Source organism: Streptomyces olivoverticillatus, from assembly GCF_014203555.1.
GTDB lineage: Bacteria > Actinomycetota > Actinomycetes > Streptomycetales > Streptomycetaceae > Streptomyces > Streptomyces olivoverticillatus.
In genome coordinates, this window is record NZ_JACHJH010000004.1 from 317251 (window position 1) to 341383 (window position 24133).

The 24133-nt window shown below is 71.7% G+C and carries 23 protein-coding genes; 12 read left to right on the plus strand and 11 right to left on the minus strand.

The features are described 5' to 3' along the window. The first annotated feature begins 3 nt into the window (after window positions 1-3). Both FHS39_RS15610 and FHS39_RS15615 read left to right on the plus strand, forming a co-directional pair. Window positions 4-1659, plus strand: coding sequence for a sensor histidine kinase (locus FHS39_RS15610; protein WP_184350211.1), 1656 nt, complete (start codon window positions 4-6; stop codon window positions 1657-1659). A 165-nt stretch (window positions 1660-1824) separates the two neighbouring features. Then, window positions 1825-2907: a M23 family metallopeptidase gene (locus FHS39_RS15615; protein ID WP_184349948.1), complete on the plus strand. Its 1083-nt coding sequence runs from the start codon at window positions 1825-1827 to the stop codon at window positions 2905-2907. Window positions 2908-2934: 27 nt separating this feature from the next. On the opposite strand, the gene FHS39_RS15620 is transcribed toward FHS39_RS15615, so the two are convergent. Then, window positions 2935-3795: a Cof-type HAD-IIB family hydrolase gene (locus FHS39_RS15620; protein ID WP_184349949.1), complete on the minus strand. Its 861-nt coding sequence runs from the start codon at window positions 3793-3795 to the stop codon at window positions 2935-2937. 158 nt (window positions 3796-3953) lie between these two features. Here FHS39_RS15620 and FHS39_RS15625 point away from each other — a divergent pair, with 158 nt between their 5' ends. From FHS39_RS15625 to pspAB, 3 genes are all read left to right on the plus strand, one after another. Then, complete coding sequence (locus FHS39_RS15625; RefSeq protein WP_184349950.1) at window positions 3954-4853, plus strand: LLM class flavin-dependent oxidoreductase; 900 nt, start codon at window positions 3954-3956, stop codon at window positions 4851-4853. Window positions 4854-4973: 120 nt separating this feature from the next. Then, window positions 4974-5876, plus strand: a complete 903-nt coding sequence (htpX, locus tag FHS39_RS15630; protein ID WP_184349951.1) for a zinc metalloprotease HtpX — start codon at window positions 4974-4976, stop codon at window positions 5874-5876. 34 nt (window positions 5877-5910) lie between these two features. After that, window positions 5911-6504 (plus strand): PspA-associated protein PspAB, encoded by a 594-nt coding sequence (pspAB, locus tag FHS39_RS15635; RefSeq protein ID WP_184349952.1) that lies wholly within the window; start codon window positions 5911-5913, stop codon window positions 6502-6504. A 7-nt stretch (window positions 6505-6511) separates the two neighbouring features. Here the strand turns inward: pspAB and FHS39_RS15640 are convergent, their stop codons facing one another. Further along, window positions 6512-7051 carry a PadR family transcriptional regulator gene (locus FHS39_RS15640; protein ID WP_184349953.1) on the minus strand — a complete coding sequence of 180 codons (540 nt, stop codon included), beginning with the start codon at window positions 7049-7051 and terminating at the stop codon, window positions 6512-6514. 125 nt (window positions 7052-7176) lie between these two features. Between FHS39_RS15640 and FHS39_RS15645 the strand changes: the two genes are divergently transcribed. Next, entirely contained in the window at window positions 7177-7734 is a 558-nt protein-coding gene (locus FHS39_RS15645; protein ID WP_184349954.1) for a hypothetical protein, read from the plus strand. A gap of 78 nt (window positions 7735-7812) precedes the next feature. Further along, the gene (locus FHS39_RS15650) at window positions 7813-9168 is read left to right on the plus strand and encodes a carotenoid oxygenase family protein (protein WP_184349955.1); all 1356 of its coding nucleotides are present in this window, start codon (window positions 7813-7815) and stop codon (window positions 9166-9168) included. Here the strand turns inward: FHS39_RS15650 and FHS39_RS15655 are convergent. Genes FHS39_RS15655 through FHS39_RS15670 form a run of 4 tightly spaced genes read right to left on the minus strand, consistent with a single transcriptional unit; the run spans window position 9165 to window position 13737 of the window. After that, the gene (locus tag FHS39_RS15655) at window positions 9165-10181 is read right to left on the minus strand and encodes a MerR family transcriptional regulator (RefSeq protein WP_184349956.1); all 1017 of its coding nucleotides are present in this window, start codon (window positions 10179-10181) and stop codon (window positions 9165-9167) included. The two genes, FHS39_RS15650 and FHS39_RS15655, sit on opposite strands and share 4 nt — an antisense overlap. Window positions 10182-10192: 11 nt before the next feature. Beyond that, window positions 10193-11095 carry a metal-dependent hydrolase gene (locus FHS39_RS15660; RefSeq protein ID WP_184349957.1) on the minus strand — a complete coding sequence of 301 codons (903 nt, stop codon included), beginning with the start codon at window positions 11093-11095 and terminating at the stop codon, window positions 10193-10195. Window positions 11096-11116: 21 nt separating this feature from the next. Beyond that, window positions 11117-12895 (minus strand): SDR family oxidoreductase, encoded by a 1779-nt coding sequence (locus FHS39_RS15665; RefSeq protein ID WP_184349958.1) that lies wholly within the window; start codon window positions 12893-12895, stop codon window positions 11117-11119. Next, window positions 12892-13737, minus strand: a complete 846-nt coding sequence (locus FHS39_RS15670; RefSeq protein WP_184349959.1) for a M24 family metallopeptidase — start codon at window positions 13735-13737, stop codon at window positions 12892-12894. Before FHS39_RS15670 ends, FHS39_RS15665 begins: the two co-directional genes overlap by 4 nt. A 189-nt stretch (window positions 13738-13926) precedes the next feature. On the opposite strand from FHS39_RS15670, the gene FHS39_RS15675 reads away from it, so the two are divergent. From FHS39_RS15675 to FHS39_RS15690, 4 genes are read left to right on the plus strand one after another with little or no spacing between them, the layout of a single operon-like run. Next, the gene (locus tag FHS39_RS15675; RefSeq protein ID WP_343069594.1) at window positions 13927-14976 is read left to right on the plus strand and encodes an ABC transporter ATP-binding protein; all 1050 of its coding nucleotides are present in this window, start codon (window positions 13927-13929) and stop codon (window positions 14974-14976) included. After that, window positions 14966-15877, plus strand: a complete 912-nt coding sequence (locus FHS39_RS15680) for an ABC transporter permease subunit (RefSeq protein WP_184349960.1) — start codon at window positions 14966-14968, stop codon at window positions 15875-15877. The genes FHS39_RS15675 and FHS39_RS15680 overlap by 11 nt, the downstream gene beginning before the upstream one ends. After that, complete coding sequence (locus FHS39_RS15685; protein ID WP_184349961.1) at window positions 15874-16785, plus strand: ATP-binding cassette domain-containing protein; 912 nt, start codon at window positions 15874-15876, stop codon at window positions 16783-16785. The genes FHS39_RS15680 and FHS39_RS15685 overlap by 4 nt, the downstream gene beginning before the upstream one ends. A gap of 17 nt (window positions 16786-16802) precedes the next feature. After that, entirely contained in the window at window positions 16803-17522 is a 720-nt protein-coding gene (locus FHS39_RS15690; RefSeq protein ID WP_184349962.1) for an ABC transporter permease subunit, read from the plus strand. Between the two features lie 106 nt (window positions 17523-17628). On the opposite strand, the gene FHS39_RS15695 is transcribed toward FHS39_RS15690, so the two are convergent. Together FHS39_RS15695 and FHS39_RS15700 are read right to left on the minus strand one after the other, a co-directional pair. Continuing rightward, window positions 17629-18894 carry a CynX/NimT family MFS transporter gene (locus tag FHS39_RS15695; protein WP_184349963.1) on the minus strand — a complete coding sequence of 422 codons (1266 nt, stop codon included), beginning with the start codon at window positions 18892-18894 and terminating at the stop codon, window positions 17629-17631. Between the two features lie 45 nt (window positions 18895-18939). Then, window positions 18940-19650, minus strand: a complete 711-nt coding sequence (locus FHS39_RS15700) for a FadR/GntR family transcriptional regulator (protein ID WP_184349964.1) — start codon at window positions 19648-19650, stop codon at window positions 18940-18942. 122 nt (window positions 19651-19772) lie between these two features. Between FHS39_RS15700 and FHS39_RS15705 the strand changes: the two genes are divergently transcribed. Next, window positions 19773-20498 (plus strand): rhomboid-like protein, encoded by a 726-nt coding sequence (locus FHS39_RS15705; RefSeq protein ID WP_343069595.1) that lies wholly within the window; start codon window positions 19773-19775, stop codon window positions 20496-20498. Here the strand turns inward: FHS39_RS15705 and FHS39_RS15710 are convergent. From FHS39_RS15710 to pheA, 3 genes are all read right to left on the minus strand, one after another. After that, window positions 20440-21249: a Cof-type HAD-IIB family hydrolase gene (locus FHS39_RS15710; protein ID WP_184349965.1), complete on the minus strand. Its 810-nt coding sequence runs from the start codon at window positions 21247-21249 to the stop codon at window positions 20440-20442. The genes FHS39_RS15705 and FHS39_RS15710 overlap by 59 nt on opposite strands. Continuing rightward, entirely contained in the window at window positions 21246-22523 is a 1278-nt protein-coding gene (serS, locus tag FHS39_RS15715) for a serine--tRNA ligase (protein WP_184349966.1), read from the minus strand. Before serS ends, FHS39_RS15710 begins: the two co-directional genes overlap by 4 nt. Before the next feature lie 606 nt (window positions 22524-23129). Further along, window positions 23130-24086: a prephenate dehydratase gene (gene pheA, locus FHS39_RS15720; protein WP_184349967.1), complete on the minus strand. Its 957-nt coding sequence runs from the start codon at window positions 24084-24086 to the stop codon at window positions 23130-23132. Window positions 24087-24133: the final 47 nt, after the last annotated feature.

The following is a 24133-nucleotide window of genomic DNA, read 5'->3' on the forward strand; positions in this document are numbered from 1 at the left end:
GCCATGGCAGAACCCTCCGACCCTCCGCCCGGCCTCCCGGGCGCCGGAGCCGAGCAGGGGCCGGAAGGAGGCGCCCTGCACTCCCTGGACGCCGCCACGGAGGCCACGCGCAGCCTCCAGGGGCTGTCCACCGAGCTGACCGCGCGCGTGCCGCACCTGCTCGAAGCCATGCGCTCGGTCGGCACCGGCCTCGAACTCCACACCACCCTCGACCGGATCGCCGAAACGGCCGCCGAGCTGGCGGGCGCCCGCTATGCCGCCATCGGGGTCGTCGACGCCACCGGGGAAGGCCACTCGGACTTCATCACCTACGGGGACACCCAGGACCGGCAGTACGAGAGCATCGGCGCCTTCCCGGACGGCCAGCACGCCCTGGGGGTGCCGATCCGGGTCGAGGGCGAGATCTTCGGCAACCTCTACCTCACCGAGAAGCGCGACGGGGGCGAGTTCAGCCTCGCCGACCTGCACATGGTGAAGATCCTCGCCACCGAAGCGGGCATTGCGATCGGCAACGCGCGCGTGCACGAAGAAGGCCGTCAGCGCATGCGCTGGATCGACGGCTCGGTGGCCGTCACCACGGCACTGCTGTCGGGCAGCGACGCCGAGGACGCGCTGTCCGTGGTCGCCGAACAGGCGCGCCGGCTAGCCGACTCGGCCGCGGGCATCGTGCTGCTGCCGGACGGCGAGGGCGGCCTGGAGATGGTGGCGGTCTCCGCCGACGAACCGGCCGGGCTGCTGGGCACGGTCATGCCGCCGCACAGCCCGGTCGTCTCGCAGCTCCTCGCCGGGGAGCCGGTGTTCGTCGACGATTCGTCCACCGACCCCCGGATGATCACGGACGTCGCGCCCCGTTTCGGCCCGAGCATGCTGCTGCCCCTCAAGAGCGGGGACCGCGTCCTCGGCACCCTGGCCACCCCCAGGGCGCGCGGCGCCCGGCCCTACACCGCCACCGAGCGCACCCTTGCCGCCCAGTTCGCCGCGCAGGCCGCCCTCGCGCTCGTCCTGGCCGAGGCGCAACGCGACCGCGAACGGCTCGCCGTCTTCGAGGACCGCGACCGCATCGCCCGGGACCTGCACGACCTGGTGATCCAGCGGCTGTTCGCGACCGGTCTGCTGCTGGAGAGCGCACAGCGCAAGGCGGGCGAGACCGATGTGCGTGACAAGGTAGGACAGGCGGTCGAGGAACTGGACGTGACCATCCAGGAAATCCGTACGGCCATCTTCGCGCTGCAGCAGGGGCCCTCGGAGGCGCCCGCCGGGCTGCGGACGCGCGTCCTGCGGGAGCTGGGCACGGCCGCCGTACCGCTGGGTTTCCAGCCCTCCGCCGGCTTCGTCGGCCCGGTCGACGCGAAGGTCGGCGAGCTGACCGGAAAGAACCTCATCGCCGCACTGCGCGAGGCGCTGTCCAATGCCTTCCGGCACGCGCGGGCGTCACGGATCGAGGTGCTCGTCGACGCCACCGCCACGCTCCCGGACGGCCGGGAGGCGGTCCGGCTGACCGTCGCCGACGACGGAGTGGGCATCCCTGAAGGCGGCCGCCGCAGCGGCCTGCGCAACCTCGCCAAGCGGGCCGAGTCGCTGGGCGGCTCCAGCTCCTACGGGCCGGGGATCGGCGAGGACGGGGGCGGCACGCGGGTGGTGTGGGAGGCGCCGCTGTAGGCGTGGGCGGCGCCGGGTGGGCGCGTCGTTCGTCCGAACGGTCCTCTGCGGGGGCGGCCGCGCGCGGGGCACGCCAGCATCGCGAGCATGCGGCGTTCGTATCGTCCTATCTTTTCCTCTTCGGGCGGCCGTGTCCGGCAGGCACGCCGGAGCGGCGGAGCGGCTTTGTGCGCGCTGTGCATCGCCGTCACCTCGCCCGTGCCCGTCGCCCCGGAGGCGGCCGCCTTCGTACGGGCGCCCCACCGGCTCGTACGCATCAGCTCCGAGGTGGTCCGGCTGACGCAGGAGGCCGGGCGCGCGCGGCAGCGCTACGAGCGCGGGGCGCGCGCGGCGAAGGAGCAGAAGAGGCGGGCCGAGCACGTGACCCAGCTGCTGCGTGGGCAGCGGTTCGTGTCGGCGGTGCTGCACCAGGACGCGGGGGCCGTCGCCCGGGCGCAGTACCGCACCGGAGGGATCACTGTCGCGGTCGACGACGAGGGCGACGTCGACCCGTTCGCACTGCTGGAGCGGCAGTCCTTCGAGATGGGCCGCAGGGAGCGGCTGGCGTGGATGATGGCCGCGACCGACAGCAAGAGCCAGGCGCTCGCGTCCGACGAGGAGACGACGGTGCGGGCCTGGCACGCGCTCGACGAGGACGCCGAACAGCTGCGGACGGAGAAGCGCGCCGTCGACGAGCGGCTGGCCGAGGCCCGCGACGAGCTGAACGCGGCGGCGGGGGCGGCGGTGGAGTCCGGGAAGTGCGCACCGGTCGACCTCGCGGAGGTGGACGGCGCCCCCGGCGCCCAGGGCGACGAGGCGGGCCGGGACGGCCGGACACCGGCGGACCGGGAGGCCGTCTCCGAGAGCGGCTGGACGCGGCCGGTGCTGGACTACGAGCTGACCGCCGGTTTCGGGGGTCACGGGTCGCACTGGTCGGGCGGGCACTCGGGCCAGGACTTCGCCGTCCCCGCCGGCACGCCCGTGCGCGCGGTGGGCGACGGGACGGTGGTGACGGCGGGGTGCGGCGGTGCCTTCGGCATCAGCATGGTGATCCGGCACGACGACGGCTGGTACTCGCAGTACGCACACCTTGCGGCGCCCTTCGCCGAACCGGGCCACCGGGTGCACGCGGGCGAATGGATCGGATTGTCGGGGACCACCGGGAACTCCACCGGCCCGCACCTGCACTTCGAGATCCGTACGACCCCGGAGTTCGGTTCCGCCGTCGAGCCGGTGGAGTGGCTGCGCAACCGCGGCGTGCACCTATAGGGCCGCGGGTACGCCCGTAGCGGGCCGCTAGAGGCCGTGCAGGATCTGCTCGATGACGGCCGCCACGCCGTCCTCGGTGTTGGCCGCCGTGCGGTGCGTGGTGGCTGCCAGCACCTCGGGGTGGGCGTTGGCCATCGCGTACGAGGTGCCCGCCCAGGAGAGCATCTCCAGGTCGTTGGGCATGTCCCCGAAGGCCACGACTTCCTCGGGCGAGATCCCGCGCTCGGCGCAGCACCGGGCCAGCGTGCTCGCCTTGCTGACGCCCAGGCCGCTGATCTCCAGCAGCGCGGTCGGGCTGGACCGGGTGAAGGAGCCGTGCTCCCCGGCCGCCATGCGGGCCAGGCCCAGGAAGTCGTCGGGTGCGAGCTCGGGGTGGAAGGCGAGCAGTTTGACGATGGGGTCGTCGTGGTTCTCGACGCTGTGCAGCAGCTCCTCCGCCGAGGCGATCCGGGAGCCCGGGTCGAGCTGGAAGGGCGGGTAGTGCGGCTCGTAGTGCACGCCCGAGGTGCGCTCCACGGCGAAGGAGGCGGCGGGGGCGGCGATGCGCAGGGCGCGCACGATGGCGAGGGCGGCGGCGGGCTCCAGCGGGCGGACCTCGACGAACCGGCCGCCGTCGTGCAGGTCGGCGACGACGGCACCGTTGGCGCAGATCGCCAGGCCGTGCCCGTGCACGTGGTCGCGGACGACGTCCATCCAGCGGGCCGGGCGGCCGGTGACGAAGAAGACCTCGATGCCGGCCGCCTCGGCGGCGGCCAGGGCCGCGACGGTGCGCTCGGACACCGTCTTGTCGTCGCGCAGCAGGGTGCCGTCGAGATCGGTGGCGATCAGCCGGGGAGTGGCGGCTGTCCGGCGGACGGCCGGGGTCTCGGGCTCGGTAGCTGAAGTCACGGGCCCATTCTCGTTCACCCGCCGGGCCGGGGCGTACAAACGTACGGAGCGGGGACGTTCTTGAGCCGTGCCGACGGGGGCGCGGGGAGGGCCGTCCGGGGGCGGGCGGTCCTCCCCCGGAGCGCGGCCTGTCGGACCCGGCGCCTACGCTCGGTGGCATGCACTTGAGCACCGTGATCCTTCCCGACCGCCGCTGGGCCGAGGGCGGCCGTGCGTCCTGGCAGCGTGCCGAGGAGCTGGGCTTCCACACCGCCTACACCTACGACCACCTGTCCTGGCGCACCTTCCGGGACGGGCCGTGGTTCGGTGCCGTGCCGACCCTGACGGCGGCGGCCGGGGTGACGTCACGGATGCGGCTGGGCACCCTGGTGACCTCTCCGAACTTCCGCCACCCGGTGACGCTGGCCAAGGAGCTCATCTCTCTGGACGACATCTCGGGCGGGCGCATCACGCTCGGCATCGGCGCCGGCGGCTCCGGGTTCGACGCGACGGCCCTGCTGGCGGGCGGCCGGGAGCCGTGGACGCCGCGGGAGCGGGCGGATCACTTCGGCGAGTTCGTGCCGCTGCTGGACCGGCTGCTGACCGAGGACGTCGTCTCCCACGAGGGCAAGCACTACTCCGCCCACGAGGTGCGCAACATCCCCGGCTGTGTGCAGCGGCCGCGGCTGCCTTTCGCGGTCGCCGCCACGGGCCCGCGCGGCATGCGGCTCGCGGCCCGGCACGGGCAGGCGTGGGTGACCACCGGGGACCCGAAGCTCTTCGAGAGCGGTACGCCGGAGCAGTCGCGGGCGGCGATCGCGGGGCAGCTGGAGCGGCTCGGCGGGATCTGCGCCGAGGCCGGCCGGGACGTGGGCGAGCTGCGCAAGGTGATGCTCACGGGCTTCACCCCGGACCGTCCGCTGGAGTCCTTCGACGCCTTCGTCGACTTCGCCGGGGCGCATGCGGAACTGGGGATCGAGGAGATCGTGGTGCACTGGCCGATCGCCGACTCCATGTTCGCGGCGGACTTCGCGGTGTTCGAGAAGATCGCGACGGAGGGGCTCGCACAGCTCGGCTGAGGTTTTCCGCCTCGGCGGAGATTTCTCGGTGGAGGATTTACGCCCGTCACACGGCGGCGAGAGGGAGAATCGGGTCAGAGGCACGTACCGGACACGGTCCGCAGAGCCTTGGAGGCCGCCATGCAAGGCACCCGATTCGCCCCCGACCGAGGCCTGACCACCCGCATGGTGAGCACGATGTTCTTCATCGGGCTGCTCTATGTGGTCTTCGTCGGCGTGCTGGTGGTGCTGCTGCGCGGCGCCTGGCCGATCGTCCTGATCCTGGCGGGCACCCTGTTCGTCGCCCAGTTCTGGTTCAGCGACCGGATCGCGGCTTTCGGCATGGGCGCCCGTGAGGTCACCCCGCAGGAGGCGCCCGAGCTGCACGGCGCGGTCGACCGGCTGTGCGCACTGGCGGACATGCCCAAGCCGCGCGTGGCCGTCGCCGACAGCGATGTGCCCAATGCCTTCGCCACCGGCCGCAACCGGAACAACGCCCTGGTGTGCGCGACGACCGGGCTGCTGCGCAGGCTGGAGCCGGAGGAGCTCGAAGGCGTGCTGGCGCACGAGCTGTCGCACGTGGCCCACCGTGACGTGGCGGTGATGACCATCGCCTCCTTCCTGGGCGTGCTGGCCGGGGTCGTCACCCGCATCGGACTGTGGGGCGGGCTGCGCCGCGTCGGCGGCCGCGACAGCAGCACCGCCGTCCTGATGGTGGTGATTCCGCTGGTCAGCGCCGTCGTCTACGTCATCAGCTTCCTGCTCACCCGGCTGCTCTCGCGCTATCGCGAGCTGTCCGCGGACCGCGCGGCCGCGCTGCTGACGGGCCGGCCGTCGGCGCTGGCCTCCGCGCTGACCAAGGTGACCGGAGATATTGCCCGGATCCCGACGCGCGATCTGCGCCGGGCGGAGCCGTTCAACGCCTTCTACTTCGCGCCTGCCTTCTCCACGGAGAGCCTGAACAGGCTGCTGTCCTCGCACCCGACGCTGGAGCAGCGGCTGGACCAGCTCGGCCGGATATCGGCCCGGCTCGGCCGCGCTTGAGACCGCGTGTCCTCCCCGGAAGGAGCTGGTGCCCATGGGTTTCCTGGACGTCATCCTCGGCCGCAGCAAGCCGGTCCGCCCGGATCTCGACCAGCTCTTCGCGCTGCCCTCGGCCGCCGTCACCCTCCAGGCCGGGGCGGGCTTCACGCCCACCGGGCTGGGGTCGGTGTGCTTCGCGAGCGTCGAGGGCGGCGCCTTCGACCGGATCCGGGAAGGGGTGCAGGAGCTGCTGGACACGGATACGGGCCACGGCGGGGTCCCCGTGGAGTTCAGCCGGGACGACTACGGCTACACCTGGCTGCTCGCGCGGCAGCCGGCGGACGCCGCCGACGGCGCCGCCACCCTGGTCAACGACCTGCACGCGGTCAACTCTGCGCTGCAGGACGGCGGTTTCGGTTCGCAGTTGCTCTGCTCGCTGATGGGCTTTCGCGACGCCGGGCAGCGGTCGCTGGCGCTCGTCTACCTCTACAAGCGCGGCACTTTCTACCCTTTCGCGCCCGTGGCGGGCGGGGGCGACAAGCGGGACAACGGGCTGGAGCTCCAGGTGCGGGCCCTGCTGGCGGACGACCTGCGGATCGAGAAGGACCTGGGCCGCTGGTTCCCGGTGTGGGGAGCACCGGGCCTGTGAGGCCGGCTCACCCGGCCCGGCCGGTGTGCGGCTGCCCCTCGATCTGCTCGGCGGCCCAGCGGGCCCACTCCTCGTACATGGCGCTGAAGCGCAGCCCGTACTCCAGGGCCAGGCGGCCGTTGACCGACAGCGGGTCGTCGCCCCAGTCGACCACGCCCTCCAGCTCTTCCAGCGCGGCGTGGCGCTCGGCGGCGCGGCCGGCTTCGGTGGAGAGATAGGCGACGGCCTCCAGGGGGGTGAGGAGGTTGAGGAAGAAGACCCGGAGCATGGCGTCGCTGCGGCGCACCCGCTCGGGCTCGGTCTCGGTGAGCCAACGGCGCAGCTCGACGAGGCCCTCCTCGGTGATCGCGTATTCCTTACGCCCCCGCGGGCCTTCCGCGGCGACCTTGAGCAGGCCGGACTTCGCGAGCTTGCCGAGCTCTCCGTAGACCTGGCTCTGGGTCGCGGGCCACACGTTGGAGAGCGATGTCTCGAACCGCTTCATCAGGTCGTATCCACTGGCGGGCCGGTCGGCCAGCAGGCCCAGCATCGCGTGTCTCAGGCTCATGCCTCCACTCTACATTCCGATGTTGACAGGTCAAGGCTAGACCTTCTACTTTTGATATGTCAGAGTTGGAATGTCGGTTGGAGCGGCCAACCACAGGCCCGCCCGTCGTCGGCTGAGGAGACCTCATGAACTACCTGCGCGGCTTCATCCCCTGGATCGCCTTCGCGGTCGTGTCCTCGGCCGGCTGGCAGTGGGGAGCGGTCACCGCCCTCGTCATCGGCATCGCCCTGCTGGTCAAGGACCACAAGGCCGGCGTCGCGGGCGATTCGCTGATCCTGGAGCGCAGCACGGTCGTCTTCTTCGCGGGCCTGGCCGTGCTGGCCTTCGCCCTGCCGCACAGCGGGCTGCGGGCCTACTCCGGCGCCCTGGCGCTGGGCTGGCTCGCCCTCACCGCGTGGGCCACGCTCGCCATCGGCCGGCCCTTCACCACCGGCATAGCCAAGCAGCAGGCGCCCCGTGAGGTGTGGGACACCCCGGTCTTCCGCCGGATCAATGTGGTGATCACCGCCGCCTGGGCCGCCGCCTTCACGCTGACCGCCGCCGCCCTGACCGCCGTCTACGCGAGCCACCTCGGCAGCGGGGTCTCCATCCCGGTCCAGGTCGCCGGATTCGTCCTGCCCGCCGTGTTCACCGCCCGCTACCCCGACCGCGTCCGCGCCCGCCTGGCCCAGGCGGGCCGGTAAGCGCGACGGCCGGTCACCACGACGGCAGCCCAGCCGACACCCCGCCACCGCACAGCCGGACTCGCAGGAGGTTCGCCGATGACGACCGACCCCGCCCATCTCGCCGGTAACTTCGCCCCCGTCCAGGAGGAGCTGACCGCCTACGAGCTTCCGGTCACCGGAGCGATTCCGCCCGAGCTCACCGGCTGGTACGTGCGCAACGGCCCCAACCCGCAGGACGCCGCCTCAAGTCACTGGTTCTTCGGCGACGGCATGGTCCACGGCGTGCGCCTGGAAGGCGGCCGTGCCACCGCGTACCGCAACCGCTGGGTCCGCACCTCGACCTTCACCCGCGGCGCCCGGATCTACGACGAAGAGGGCAACCACGACCTCACCGCGGGGCGCGCCAACACCCATGTGGTGCGGCACGCCGGGCGCACCCTCGCCCTGGTGGAGTCCTCCTTCCCGTACGAGCTGGACTTCCGCCCCGGCCGCGAGCTGGGCACGCTCGGGCCGCACGACTTCGACGGCCGGCTGACCACGCCGATGACCGCCCACCCCAAGACCTGCCCGGACACCGGCGAGCTGCACTTCTTCGGCTACGGCGGACTCACCGCGCCGTATCTGACCTACCACCGGGCCGACGCATCAGGCGAGTTGACGGTCAGCAGGCCGGTGGACGTTCCGGCGCACACGATGATGCACGACTTCCATCTCACCGCCGGGCACGTGATCTTCATGGACCTGCCCATCGTCTTCGATCTGGAGCGGGCCCAGCAGCGCGGCGGCGGGATGCCCTACGGCTGGGATCCCGACTACGGCGCCCGGCTGGGGGTGCTGCGGCGCGACGACCCCCACGGCGAGGTGCGCTGGCTGCCCATCGACCCCTGCTACGTCTTCCACGCGCTCAACGCCCACGACGAGAGCGACGGGACGGGCGAGCGGATCGTGCTCCACGTCGTGCGATATCCGCACTTCTACGCGAGCCCCGACCTCGGCCCCGCCATGCCCGCGCTGTGGCGCTGGACCGTCGATCTGACCCGGGGGACGGTCGCCGAGGAGCAGCTGGACGACCAGCCGTGCGAGTTCCCCCGGATCGACGACCGGCTGGCCGGGCACGCCGCGCGGTTCGGCCATGTCACCGTCGCACCCCCTCCCGGGGTGGACGAGGTGCGCGGTGAGCTGGTCCGTTACGACCTGCACTCGGGTTCGGCGGCCCGGCACGTCTTCGGGCCGGGGCGCACCCCCGCCGAGGCCTCGTTCGCTCCCGCCGACGGCATACCCGGCGGGTCCGGCTGGCTGCTCAGCTATGTCCACGATGCGGCCACCGACACCAGCGACCTGGTCGTACTCGACGCCGGAGACCTCGCCGCGCCGCCCGTGGCCACCGTCCATCTGCCGCAGCGGGTGCCCTACGGCTTCCACGGCAACTGGCTGCCGGATCCGGCTGGTTAGCCGCCGGGGAGCAGGGCGTCCATGGTGCGGGCCGACACCTCGCGGTCGGCGGCGGCCGCTATGAACGCCGCCACGTTCTCCGGGCCGACCAGGGCGCGCACCGACCGCACGGTCCGGGCGGGCAGCCGCACCTGCTCCGCGGGCACCTCGTCGGTGGCGGCGGTCCGATCGACGGGGGTTTCGGCGGGTGCTTCGACGGGCGGTTCGAGAGCGGCCGCCGCCGAAGGGGCCGCGTCGCCCAGGTGATCACGGAGGAAGCGCGTGGCCAAGGTCCGCATGGCGCGGGCGAGTTCGGCGTCGACGGTCTGCTGGGCGAGCGGGCGCAGCCGCCGCACCAGCGCGGCCGCTTCCTCGGCCTCCTCGTCGGTCGGCGGATGATCGAGGTACTGGAGGAAGACGTGCTCGGTGGTGAAGTGGAGGAAGCGCGCGGCAATGTGCTCGACATGGGTGCGGAGCTCCCGCAGGTGCCCCGAGATAGCGAGCAAGGGCACCCCGGCGGCGTGGAGTTCGGCCGCGACGGCCAGCTCCTGCGGGCTGGGCACGAGGAACTGGTCCGGCGAGGACGGCAGCCGGACCAGGACGCCGAGCCCCACCGCGTCCTCGATCGCCGCGTCGTCCGTGGTGCCGCCGAACGCCTCGCGCAGCTCGGCACGGCTGATCCGGCCGGTCTCCTCGTCGCTCCACGGGCCGTCGACTTCGGCGACCAGCCCGAGGACACCGCGCAGCCCCCGGCCGGTGTTCCAGGCTTCCAGCAGCTCCTTGATGCTGGCCAGGGTGTAGCCGCGGTCGAGGAGGGCGGCGATCTGGCGGAGCCGGGACAGATGGGTGTCCCGGTAGACGTTGGCCCGCCCGCGCCGCTCGGGCTTGGGCAGCAGCCCCCGGTCCTGGTAGGCGCGGATGGTGCGCACGGTGGCGCCGCTGTGATGGGCGAGGTCCTCGATGCGGTATTCGGCGGTGGCCGTCGCGGGGGAGGCCGGGCCGGGGAATCCGGTCTCCGGGGCGTGGTCGGGCAAGGTGTCGCTCCTTACGAAAGGGCCGCGCGGCCAATCGCGCCCGCCGCGGACCGTGCCGCGGGTGAGGTCGCCAGATAGTCCACGGCTCTGCGCAGCGACCCCTCCTTCGAGGGATGGTACGACCGCCGGAAGTAGCGGGGCACGGCCCCGCCCAGCTCGCGCCAGCTGGGCAGCAGCCCCTTGCCTATGGCCCGGTTGTGCTCGCGCATCGAATAGCGCAGCCGGCCGGCCAGCCGTGGGTCGTTGCGCAGCAGGTGGATCGTGCCCGACCGCCACAGATAAGCGAGCACCGGTGCGGTGATCGCCATGCCCAGCAGCCGCCGGGCGTAGCGCGCGGGGTCCTCGCCGCCGCAGTGCTCGTACATGTCGAAGGCCACCGCGCGGTGCTCGACCTCCTCCGCGCCGTGCCAGCGCAGCAGGTCCAGCATGACCGGGTCCGGCCCGGCCGCGTCGAGCCCGTCCGCGTCGAGCACCCAGTTGCCCAGCACGGCGGTGAACTGTTCCACCGCGGCGATCACCGACAGCCGGAAGCGCAGCCACTCCTCGGGCGACAGGCGCAGGCCGAACGGCGGCTTCTCGCCGAGCAGGACGTCGAAGAGGAAGTCGACCTGCCGGAGGTAGGGGCCCGTGTCCAGCCCTTGGGCCGCGAGGTGGTCGAGCACATAGGAGTGCTGCAGGCTGTGGGTGGCCTCCTGGCCCATGAACCCCTTGACGTCACGGAGCAGTTCCTCGTCCCGCACGAGGGGCAGGGCCTCTTTGAAGACCTTGACGAACCACCGCTCCCCGGCGGGAAGCAGCAGGTGCAGGACGTTGATGACATGGGTGGCCGTGGGCTCATCCGGTATCCAGTGCAGCGGGGTCGTCCGCCAGTCGAACGAGACACGTCTGGGGGCTATGCGGTAGTCGTGGCTCATGTGAAGGCTCCTTGTGCGGGGCTACAGCGGGGGGTCGAGCCGGGCGAGGCCGCGCCTCAGCCGGGGTGTGAAGCGGGACATCAGACGCAGCCCGTGGGCCTCGGGGGTGACCGGGACGACGGCCCGGTCCTCCACCACGGCCCGCAGGACGGCCTCGGCGACCTTCTCCGGCGGGTAGCCGCGCTTGCCGTACAGCCGGGCGGCCTTGAGACGGCGCCGCCGCTGCTCGCCCTCCGGGACGCCGACGAAGCGCGCCGTGCCGGTGATGCCGGTGTTGACGATGCCGGGACAGATCGCCGTGACCTTGATGCCCCGGGACGCCAGCTCGGCCCGCAGGCACTCGCTCAGCATCAGCACCGCCGCCTTGGACGTGCTGTAGGCGGAGAGCGACTTGGAGGGCTGGAAGGCCGCCGCCGACGCGGTGTTGACGATGTGGCCGCCCTGCCCGCGCTCGGCCATCTGCCTGCCGAAGGTACGGCAGCCGTGGATGACCCCCCACAGATTGACGTCGAGGACCGCGCGCCAGTCCTCGACGGAGGTGTCGAGGAAGGCGCCCGCAAGGCCGATGCCGGCGTTGTTGACCAGCACGTCCACCACGCCGCGTTCGGCGGCGACCTTGGCCGCCAGCTGCTCCATCGCCTGCCCGTCCGAGACGTCGCAGCACTCGCTCCACGCCTCCGGCGCGCCGACCAGCCGCGCCAGCTCCGCGGTGCGCGCCGCGCCGTCGGCGTCCCGGTCGACGGCGATCACTCGCGCCCCGGCCTCGGCGAAGGCGAAGGCGGTGGCCCGGCCGATGCCGCCGGCCGCGCCCGTCACCAGCACCAGCCGGCCCGCGAACCACTCCGCGTACGGCCCGGTCCCCATCGGCAGCCGGGCGGGCCCGCTCTCCCCGCCCTCATGCCGTGCCGTGACGAACTCGGTGATCCACGCCGCCAGCTGGTCGGGCCGGGAGCGGGGCACCCAGTGCTTGGCGGGCAGGGTCCGCCGCACCAACTGCGGCGCCCACCGGTCCAGATCGTCGTAGAGCCGCTGCGAGAGGTAGGCATCGCCGGTGGGGGTGATCAGCTGGACGGGCACATGGGCGTAGGCGTCGGAGCGCGGGCGGCGCATCCTGGCCCGTACGTTGTCGCGGTAGAGCCAGGCGCCGTGCGCGGCGTCCTCGGGCAGCGAGTTCGTGGGGTAGCGGCCCGGGGGCAGCTTCTCCGACCGGGCGAGCACCTTGGGCCACTGCTTGGCGAGCGGCCCCCGCCAGAACGCCTCCGGCAAGCGGGGCGTGTGGAGGGCGTAGACGTACCAGGACTTGGCGCCCTGACCGAGGAGCTGGGCCGCCCGGCGCGGGGTGGGCCGGGCCATCCGCTCCTTGATCCAGTGCCCGAAGTGGTCCAGCGACGGCCCCGAAATGGAGGTGAAGGAGGCGATGCGCCTCTGGGTGCGCCCCACCGTGACGAACTCCCAGCCCTGCACCGAACCCCAGTCGTGCCCCACCAGGTGCACTGGTGCGTCCGGGCTCACCGCGTCCGCGACCGCCAGGAAGTCGTCCGTCAGCTTCTCCAGCGTGAACCCGCCGCGCAGCGGCTCGGGCGCCGTGGACCGGCCGTGGCCCCGCACGTCGTACAGCACGACGTGGAACCTGTCCCGCAGCCGCTCGGCGACCTCCGACCAGACCTCCTTGCTGTCGGGATAGCCGTGCAGCAGCACCACCGTGGGATTCGCCGCGTCGCCCAGCTCCGCGACGCACAGCTCCACCCCGTCCGTACGCACCCGGCGCTCCCGGGCGCCCTCCAAGCCCCTGCTGCTCATACGGCCGCCCTCTCTTCCCGCCAGCGCCGCACATGCGGCAGATCGTCGTCGAGCCAGAAGGCACTCTCCTCGGGATCCCGGGAGTCGGTGACCACCAAGAGCTCCTCGAACTTCGCTCCCGTGCCGCGGAAGCCCAGGTGGGGCTCGACGGCCCACAGGCCCGGCCGGGGCGGGTGGTCGGAGAAGCGGTAGGGGCTCCACAGCGGCGACCAGCCCTCCCGGTGGCCGTGCAGGGCATCGGACGCCAGCCCCTTGAGCGCCTGGGTGCCGAAGCCGAACAGCTGCGGCGCCAGGCGGCGCTCCTTGACCCGGTGCACCTTGTGGGCGATCACCCCGAAGGGGTAGGCCCGGTGCCGGTTGACGTAACCCTGGCGGACCATGAGGCGCTCCACGTCCTCGTAGATCTCCCGCAGCGGACGGCGCTTGCGGACCTCGCGCAGCACCAGATCGCGATGGGCCTCCAGATCGGCGAGCAGTCTCTCCAGCAGCGGATTGGGCCCCAGCGCGCCCGTATAGCCGATGTCGGCGGTGAAGCCCCTGTGCACCGGCGCCATGTCCAGGACGAAGGGCATGCCCGGCTCCAGCCGCCGGTCCGTGGGGAAGAACTGCAACGGCACCCGGAACCCCGTGAACGCCGTGCGGTCGCCGAACCAGGCGAAGGGGAGGTGGAACCAATCTCGCACCCCGCGCCGGCGCAGCCACTCCCGCTGCATCCGTGCCGCCTCGCGCTCGGTCACCCCCGGCCCGAGCTGGGCGGCGACCGCTTCGGCGCACTCGTACGCCAGCTGCTGCACCACCCGGAAGCCGCGCAGCTCCGCCTCGTCCGTCACGCCAGACGCCATGCCCACCCCTTCGACCAAGGCCCAAGCCGTGCCCGCAAGTTGACACTGGTGACTGTGACAATGTCCGGAGGCTGCGTCAAGGGTCCGGGTCCGGCCTGTGGAAAACCCGGCTCGTCCCCCCGTCTCATCCGCACGGGCGTGTCAGACCCGAGGACTACGCGCATCCAGCCGTCTGGTCTGACGACCGCTGTGGTCCGCGCCACTACCGTCGGAGAGGTGACTGTGATCGCTACCGAAAGCCTCAGCAAGCGGTACCCCAGGGTGACCGCTCTCGACCGGCTCTCCCTCGACATCACTCCGGGTGTCACCGGTCTGGTGGGCGCCAACGGAGCCGGCAAGTCCACGCTGATCAAGATCCTCCTCGGCCTCTCCCCGGCCACCGAGGGCCGCGCCGAGGTGCTCGGCCTCGACGTCGCCACGCAGGGCGCCGAGATCCGCGAGCGCGTCGGCTACATGCCCGAGCACGACTGCCTGCCGCCCGACGTCTCGGCGACGGAGTTCGTCGTCCACATGGCGCGGATGTCCGGCCTGCCGCCGACCGCCGCCCGGGAGCGCACCGCCGACACCCTGCGCCACGTGGGGCTCTACGAGGAGCGGTACCGCCCCATGGGCGGCTACTCGACGGGCATGAAGCAGCGTGTGAAGCTGGCGCAGGCGCTGGTGCACGACCCGCGCCTGGTGCTGCTGGACGAGCCGACGAACGGCCTGGACCCGGTCGGCCGGGACGAGATGCTCGGCCTGATCCGCCGGGTGCACACCGACTTCGGCATCTCGGTCCTGGTCACCTCGCACCTGCTCGGCGAGCTGGAGCGCACCTGCGACCACGTCGTCGTCATCGACGGCGGGAAGCTGCTGCGGTCCTCCTCGACCGACGAGTTCACCCAGGCGACCGGCTCGCTCGCGGTGGAGGTCACGGACACCGACGCGTGCCCGGACGGCACGGCGGCGCTGCACGCCGCCCTCGCCGGTGCGGGCCTTGCGACCCAGCCCGCCGGGCGCGCCGCCGACGGCACCCCCGCCTCCGGCAGGGTGCTGCTCGTCGACGTGGTCGACGACACCACCTACGACACCGTCCGCGACGCCGTCGTCGGGCTGGGCCTCGGCCTGGTCCGCATGGAGCAGCGTCGCCACCGCATCGCGGAGCTCTTCCAGACCGACGGCGGCTCGCACGAAGCCGCACACGGCCGCCCGGTCGAAACGGGCCGCCCGCATGAAAGGGGCACCGCCGATGCCGCCTGAGACCCTCGCAGGCCCCGGCGGCAAGCCCGCCCAGGACGTCATCCACAACATCGGCTACCGCCACTACGACGGCCCCCGTCTCGGCCGCGGCTACGCCCGCCGCTCGCTCTTCTCCCAGAGCCTGCGCGGCGCCTACGGGCTCGGCCGTTCGGCCAAGTCCAAGGTCCTGCCGATGACGCTGTTCGCCGTGATGTGCCTGCCCGCCGCGATCATCGTGGCGGTCGCCGTGGCCACCAAGATGAACCGGCTGCCCATGGAGTACACGCGTTACGCGATCTACCTCCAGGCGGTCATCGGCCTCTATCTCGCCGCCCAGGCGCCGCAGTCGGTCTCCAGGGACCTGCGGTTCAAGACGGTGCCGCTCTACTTCTCCCGGCCGATCGAGCGTGTCGACTACGTGGTGGCCAAGTTCGCCGCCATGGCGTCGGCGTTGTTCGTCCTGACGGCCACGCCCCTGGTCATCCTCTACGCGGGTGCCCTGCTCGCCAAGCTTGACTTCGTGGAGCAGACGAAGGGCTTCGCGCAAGGACTGGTGTCCGTGGCCCTGCTCTCCCTGCTCTTCGCCGGCCTCGGCCTGGTGGTCGCGGCGCTGACGCCGCGCCGCGGCTTCGGGGTCGCCGCCGTGATCGCCGTGCTGACCATCTCCTACGGCGCGGTCAGCACCGTCCAGAGCATCGCGCTCGCCCGCGACAACTCCGACGTGATCGGCTGGCTCGGCCTGTTCTCCCCGATCACCCTGATCGACGGCGTGCAGACGGCGTTCCTCTCCGCCCACAGCGCCTTCCCTGGCGGCCACGGCCCCTCCGCCGGTGGCGGGGTGGTCTACCTGCTCGTGGTCCTCACCGCGATCGCCGGTTCGTACGGGCTGCTGATGAGCCGCTACCGAAAGGCCGGGCTGTGACAACGCTCCGCATCGACAACGTCTCGCGCTGGTTCGGCAACGTGGTCGCCGTCAACGACATCTCGATGACCGTCGGCCCCGGCGTCACCGGCCTACTGGGCCCCAACGGCGCCGGAAAGTCCACCCTCATCAACATGATGGGCGGCTTCCTGGCCCCCTCCACCGGCAGCGTCACCCTCGACGGGCAGCCGATCTGGCGCAACGAACAGATCTACCGCCATATCGGCATCGTCCCCGAGCGGGAGGCGATGTACGACTTCCTCACCGGAGCGGAGTTCGTCCGGGCCAACGCCGAACTGCACGGCCTGGGTGCGAAGGAGGCGCAGCACGCGCTCGCCACGGTGGAGATGGAGTACGCGCAGGACCGCAAGATCGCCACGTACAGCAAGGGCATGCGGCAGCGCGTGAAGATGGCCTCCGCCCTGGTGCACGAGCCGTCGGTGCTGCTGCTGGACGAGCCCTTCAACGGCATGGACCCGCGCCAGCGCATGCAGTTGATGGACCTCCTGCGGACCATGGGCGCCGAGGGCCGCACCGTGCTGTTCTCCTCCCACATCCTGGAGGAGGTCGAACAGCTCGCCGCCCACATCGAGGTGGTCGTCGCGGGGCGGCACGCCGCGTCGGGCGACTTCCGCAAGATCCGGCGGCTGATGACCGACCGCCCGCACCGCTATCTCGTGCGCTCCAGTGACGACCGTGCGCTCGCCGCCGCACTGATCGCGGACCCGTCGACTGCGGGCATCGAAGTGGACGTCCACGAGGGCGTCCTGCGCGTCCAGGCCGTCGACTTCGGGCGGTTCACCTCGCTGCTGCCCGCCGTCGCCCAAGCGCACGGCATCCGGCTCCTCACGGTCTCGCCCTCGGACGAGTCCCTGGAATCGGTCTTCTCCTACCTCGTCGCGGCCTGAAGGGACCGGTAACAGCCATGTACAACGCGACTGTCGCCCGGCTTACCTACCGGGGGCTCCTCGGCCGCCGCCGGGCGTTCATCCTCTTTGCCCTTCCCGCCCTGCTGCTGGTCATCTCGGCCGCCCTGCGCATGCTGACGGGCGCCGACGACCAGACCGCCACCGATGTCCTGGGTGGCTTCGCCCTGGCCACGATGGTGCCGCTCATCGGCGTGGTCGCCGGTACGGGCGCGATCGGCCCGGAGATCGACGACGGTTCGGTCGTCTACCTCCTCGCCAAGCCCGTCAAGCGCCCGACGATCATCTTCACCAAGCTCGTCGTGGCGGTCGGCGTCACCGCCGCCTTCTCGGCGCTTCCCACGCTCATGGCGGGCTTCCTGCTCAACGGCAACAGCCAGCAGATCGCGGTGGCCTACGCCGTCGCGGCCGCCGTCGCCTCCGTGGCCTACAGCGCCATCTTCCTGCTGCTGGGCACGATCACCCGGCACGCGGTGGTGGCGGGCCTGGTGTACGCGCTCGTATGGGAGTCGCTCTTCGGCAACCTCATCCCGGGCGCCCGCACCCTCAGCGTGCAGCAGTGGGCCCTCGCTCTCGCCCAGAAGATCGCCGGCGAGGGGGCCATCACCTCGGAGGTGGGGCTGACCCAGGGGCTGGTGCTGCTGGTGGGCGTGACGGTGGCCGCCACCTGGTACGCGGGCCGGAAACTGCGAACTCTCACCCTTGCGGGAGAAGAGTAAGGAAGCAGGGTTTCAAGGCAACTGATGCACCAACAGGCGCCCGGGCACGCAGTACGTGCCCGGGCGCCTGTTGCGTCTCGCCTTTAGGGGACACCGGTCCGGCGGTTCAGACCTTCCGGTCGCGCCCCGCACCCAGCCCGAGGAAGAGCAGAGCCGCGCAGGCGACGAGGAGCAGCGAGATCGGGAGTGTCCAGCCGTGCGTCTGCCCGTACACCCAGCCGATCGCGAACGGGCCGACGGAGGCGAGCAGATAGCCCCACGTCTGGGCCATGCCCGACAGCCGCGCCGCCGTGTGCGCGTCGCGCGTGCGCAGCACCATGAAGGTCAGCGCGAGGCCGAGCAGACCGCCCTGGGCCACGCCCATCAGCGTCGCCCACCACCAGGCGCCCGCCACGGGGGCGGTCAGCAGGCCGGTGACGCCGGCCGCCATCAGCAGCACGACGCCGACCACCAGCGGCCGCTGGTCCCGCATCCGTCCGGCGAGCAGGGGCACCACGAACGAGCCGGTCATCTGCACCAGGGTGTAGAAGGCGTAGACCATCCCGGCCTCGGACTTGCTCATGCCGTGGTCGGTGAAGATCGTGGGCATCCAGGCGATGCAGACGTAGGCGACCAGCGACTGGGTGCCCATCATCAGCGTGACCTGCCAGGCCAGCGGCGACCGGGTGAGCTTCGGCCCGGGGCCGGCGGCGCGGGGCGTGGCGGCCGCCTGGCCGTGTGCCGTGCCGCGGCGGGTGAGATACGCCTGGGGCAGCCACAGGAGCGCCGCGACGGCGGCGAGCAGCCCCCAGGAGGCGAGGGAGCCCTGCCAGCTGCCGAGGGCGTTCTCCAGGGGCACCGCGGATGCCGCGGCGCCGGTGGCGCCGAGGATCAGCGTGGTGGAGTACAGGGCGGTCATGCTCGCCGCGCGGTCCGGGTAGTCACGCTTGACCAGTCCGGGCATCAGTACGTTGAGCAGCGCGATCGCCGAGCCCACGAGGGCGCAGCCGGCGAACAGCGCCACGATGGGCGGTGCGATGCGCAGCAGGATGCCCCCGCACAGCAACAACAGCGCGCCGCACAGCACGGCTTCCGTGCCGAAGCGCCGGGCGAGCTTGGGCGCGACGATCGAGCCGAGGCCCATGAAGATCAGGGGAATGGTCGTCAGCAGGCTGCTCGCGGCGGCGGTCAGGCCGAAGTGACCGCTGATCTCGCTCATGAGGGGCGAGACTCCGGCCAACGCGGCCCGCATGTTGAGCGAGGCCAGGACGATGCCGAGCATGACGAACACGGGGTGGGCGAGCAGGCGTCGCCGTGCGACGGCGACGGCGGGGGAGGGAGCGAGGTCCTCCTCCGCGTCGGTCAGTGGTATTCCGTGCCTCGTCTCCGGCATGGGGGTGCCTCCTGGGGTGGTGCGTGGGTGGTGCGGTGGTGCGCGTCAGCTCTCGCCGAGCAGCGATTCGACGGCCTGCTTGGGGCGTTCGAGGAGCGTGCGGGCCGCCTGTCCGGCTGCCTCGGGGTCGCCGGAGGCGATGGCCGTCATCAGGGCGTGGTGGTCGCCGTGGATGATGCGCGGCATGTCGCGGTCGCCGAGGGCGGTGACCAGCGCCTCGCGGACGGAGCTGCTGAACCAGGTGTAGGTGGCCGTCAGTGCGGGGTTGTGCGCGGCCTCCACGACGGCCTTGTGGAACTCGACGTCGTGGTCGGCGTAGAGCTCGAGGTGGCCGGAGTCGGGCTGGCCGTCGGGGTCCTCGAAGGCCGCCTGGGCGTCCAGCGCGGCCCGCATCCGCTCCAGGTCCGCCGGCTCGTGCCGCAGGGCCGCCAGCCGCGCGGCCTCCGCCTCCAGGGCGATCCGCAGCTCCAGGACGTCGCGCACACCGGCGAGCTGCAGTCCGCGCATGATCTCGCCCGGGTCAGCCGTGGAGACGACGAACGTGCCCTCGCCCTGCCTGGAACGCAGCATTCCGGCATGCACGAGGACGCGTACGGCCTCGCGGACCGTGTTGCGGCCCACCTGGAGCTGCTCGGCCAGGGCGTGCTCGGCCGGAATCCGCTCCCCGACCGCCCACTCGCCGGCGGCGACCTGTCCGCGCAGCTGATCCACGACGGTGTCCACGAGCGACTGCCGTCCCGCTGCCTGCAGTGCCATCCGTCCTCCGGTCTGTTCGGGGTGCGCGAAGCGTCGTGCGGGCAAGTCGCCCGGTTGCCCAGTCATCCTACAACTCGCTCGTCGACCGCCCGTCCCTCGCGTTCTCCGGCTACCGTCGAAGGGTGAAAGCCGCCGGTTCAGGCACGGCGGCCCACCGCTGGCCGCCCGTCCGCGCCTGGACAAGTGCCTGGGTCCGCACCGCCCCGGGTACCCACATCTGGCTGTTGATCATCGGCATCAACAGCCTGGTGCTGGCTGCCGCCAGCCAGGGTATGGAGACCTTCCTGCTGCACCGCACCAGCAGCAACATCCACCAGCTCAACAAGCATCCGCTCCAGTCGCTGCTGATCAGCGGCTTCTGGATACAGAGCCCCTCGTCGTACCTGCTCTACGTGGTGCTGTTCGAGATCTTCCACGCCAACGTCGAACGCTGGCTCGGCACGTGGCGCTGGCTCACCACCGTCCTCATCGCGCACGTCGCCGCCACGCTGATCAGTCAGGAAGTGCTCCTGATGGCCATACAGAGCCATTCGGCGCCCCGCTCGATGAAGCACGTCGTCGACATAGGCGTCTCGTACGGGCTCGCCGGTGCGGTGGGGGTGCTCACCTACCGCGTGCCCCGGCCCTGGCGCTGGATCTACCTCACGGCGGCCGTGCTCTTCTTCGGTCTGCCGATGCTGACGGGCGGGACGTTCACGGACCTCGGGCATGCGGTTGCCCTCGCGCTGGGGCTGGCCTGCTGGCCGCTGACGCGCGGCCTGCCGACGTGGGACTGGGGGTGGAGTGCCCTCAGCCGAAAATGCGCTCCAGGACGACCGCGATCCCGTCGTCCTCATGGGAGGCCGTGACTTCGTCCGCCACGGCCTTCAGCTCCGGGTGGCCGTTGGCCATGGCGACGCCGTGCGCCGCCCAGCGGAACATCGGCACGTCGTTCGGCATGTCGCCGAAGGCGATCGTCTCGGCGGCCTTCACGCCCAGCCGGCGGGCCGCCAGCGACAGGCCGGTGGCCTTGCTCAGGCCCAGCGGCAGCAGCTCGATGATGCCCGCGCCCGCCACCGTGACGTCCACCAAGCCGCCCGCGGCCGTCCGGGCCGCCTCGGCCAGCGCGTCGTCGTCCAGCTCGGGGTGCTGGAGGTAGACCTTGCTCAGCGGGGCGGTCCACAGCTGTGCCGGATCCGTGATCGGCACGGCCGGGAGGGGGCCCTCCTGCATCCGGTAGCCGGGGCCGACCAGGATGTCGCCGTCCATGCCGTCACGGCTCGCGGCGAGGAAGAGCGGTCCGGTCTCCGCCTCGATCTTGGCGATGGCCAGCGCGGCAAGCTGCCGGTCCAGCGTGACCGAGGTCAGCAGCCGGTGCTCGCCCGCGTGGTAGACCTGCCCGCCCTGCGCGCACACCGCGAGACCCCGGTAGTCCAGGGCGTCGAGGATGGGCTTCGTCCACCCCACGGCCCGTCCGGTGACGACGATGTGCGCCGCACCCGCCGCCGTGGCCCGCGCGAGGGCCGCGCGGGTGCGCTCCGAGACGGTGTCGTCGGAGCGCAGCAGCGTGCCGTCGAGGTCGGTGGCGATCAGCCGGTAGGGAGCTGAACTCGGACTCACTTGGTGACGGGCTCCAGCACCTCGCGGCCGCCCAGGTACGGCCGGAGGACCTCCGGGACCCGGACGGAGCCGTCGGCCTGCTGGTGGTTCTCCAGCAGCGCCACGATCGTGCGCGGCACGGCGCACAGCGTGCCGTTGAGCGTCGCCAGCGGGCGGACGTTCTTGCCGTCGCGCATCCGGATGGACAGCCGGCGGGACTGGAACTCGTTGCAGTTCGAGGTGGAGGTCAGCTCGCGGTACTTGCCCTGGGTGGGGATCCACGCCTCGCAGTCGAACTTGCGGGACGCGGACGAGCCGAGGTCACCGGTGGCGACGTCGATCACCTGGTAGGGCAGCTCCAGGCTCGTCAGCCACTGCTTCTCCCACTCCAGCAGGCGCGCGTGCTCCGCCTCGGCGTCCTCCGGCGCGATGTACGAGAACATCTCGACCTTGTCGAACTGGTGGACGCGGAAGATGCCGCGGGTGTCCTTGCCGTACGTACCGGCCTCGCGGCGGAAGCACGGGGAGAAGCCCGCGTAGCGCAGCGGCAGCTGGTCCGCCTCGACGATCTCGTCCATGTGGTACGCGGCGAGCGGCACCTCGGAGGTGCCCACCAGGTAGAAGTCGTCCTTCTCCAGGTGGTAGACGTCCTGCGCGGCCTGGCCGAGGAAGCCGGTGCCCTCCATGGCGCGCGGCTTGACCAGCGCGGGGGTGAGGATCGGCGTGAAGCCCGCGGCGGTGGCCTGGGCGATGGCGGCGTTGACGAGGGCGAGCTCCAGCAGCGCGCCGACGCCGGTCAGGTAGTAGAAGCGCGATCCGGAGACCTTGGCGCCGCGCTCGACGTCGATCGCGCCGAGCGCCTGGCCGAGCTCGAGGTGGTCCTTGGGCTCGAAGCCCTCGCCCGCGAAGTCGCGGGGGGTGCCGACGGTCTCCAGGACGACGAAGTCGTCCTCGCCGCCGCGCGGCACGTCCGGGTGGACGAGGTTGCCGATTTGCAGCAGCAGGCGCTGCGCCTCGGCGGCGGCCTCGTCCTGCTCGGCATCGGCGGCCTTGACGGCGGCGGACAGCTCGCCGGCCTTCTTCAGCAACCCGGCCTTCTCGTCGCCGGTGGCCTTGGGGATGAGCTTGCCGAGCGCCTTCTGCTCGGAACGCAGCTCGTCGAAGCGGACGCTGGAAGACCTGCGCCGCTCGTCGGCGGAGAGCAGTGCGTCGACGACGTCGACGTCCTCTCCACGGGCGCGCTGGGACGCGCGCACACGGTCGGGGTCCTCACGGAGCAGGCGAAGGTCAATCACCCCTCCAGGCTACCGTTGCGGGCTGCGGTCCCTCGACGTGATATTCCTCTTCGCGGCGATTTGCCCAATTATGGGGCTTAGGGAAAAAGCGGCGGAAGCCGTTCCGTGAAGATCGCCGGAATTCCCTGAAAAGGGACGAGCGAAGGGTATCCGGGCGCTCCGGACGGCCGTCGCAGCCCCGTCTCCCGCCGCCGTCCCGCGCCGGTATTCCTTGGGGAAAACGCACGTTGGGGACGTCTGTTGTCCACAGGAGTCGGATCTTCCGCTTCTTTGTCCACAGGGTGCGCCTCTCATCTGTGGATGTCGGAATCAAGTCTTCCGTTTACGCCGCTATTTACCGGGGTTTCTCTCGGCAAACATCGCACCGCCACCCTTTAGGGTGGGATTGGCGGACCCTAAAGGGCTGTTCGATGGTTTTCGGTTGACCCCCGCTGAGGGGGAGTCGGAGGCCCGGCTGTGGACGACCAGGTTGACGATCTCAGCGATTTATCGACTTTGACCGTTTTGTGGCGCCCCTAGGCGCCTCTTCCTGTCGACTTATCCCCAGGTCGAGAACGGCCTGTGGATAACTTTGTGGGTAACCCGGCGGACCCCCGGTGACCTGCCTCAGGCCCGCCCGTCCTGGCAGCGCGCCAGCCAGTCCGCCGCCGCCACGAAGTCGGCGTCCGTCGTCCCCGGCCGCAACAGCGGGCCCACACCGTCGCCCGTGCGTCCGTCCGGGCCATCACCCGCACGCGGGTACGAGCCCAGGAAGCGCACCTTCGGGCACGTCCGCTTCAGCCCCATCAGGGCCTCGCCCACCCGGCGGTCGGCGATGTGCCCCTCACAGTCCACGGAGAAGCAGTAACGCCCCATCCCCTCACCCGTCGGCCGCGACTCGATGCGCATCAGGTTCACCCCGCGCACCGCGAACTCCTGCAGCAACTCCAGCAAGGCGCCCGGGTGATCGTCGCCGAGCCACACCACCAACGAGGTGCGGTCCGCGCCCGTGCGCGCCGCGGGCCGCGCGGGGCGGCCGGCCAGAACGAAGCGCGTTTCCGCGTTCCGCGCGTCGTGAATGTCGGTGACCAGCGGCTGGAGACCGTAGGTCGCCGCCGCGAACTCCCCGGCGAACGCGGCGTCGTAGCGGCCCTCGCGCACCAGCCGCGCCCCGTCCGCGTTCGACGCCGACGACTCCCACACCGCGTGCGGCAGTTGCGCCGCCAGCCAGTTGCGCACCTGCGGCTGGGCGACCGGGTGCCCGGTCACCGTCTTGATGTCCGTCAACGCCGTGCCGGGGCGCACCAAGAGGGCGAAGGCGATGGGCAGCAGCACCTCGCGGTAGATCATCAGCGGTTTGCCGGTGGCGAGTTCGTCCAGCGTCGCGGTGACGCCGCCCTCGACCGAGTTCTCGATCGGTACGAGCGCGGCCGCCGCTTCGCCGCCCCGGACGGCGTCGAGGGCGGCCGGGACGGAGACCATCGGCACCAGTTCGCGGGTGGCGGCCTCCGGGAGGGTGCGCAGGGCGGCCTCGGTGAACGTGCCCTCCGGGCCGAGATAGGTGTAGCGGCTGGCGGACGTCACGTTTTCCTCCGGATCGATCACGATGGGGGCTTCGCCACGATACCCAG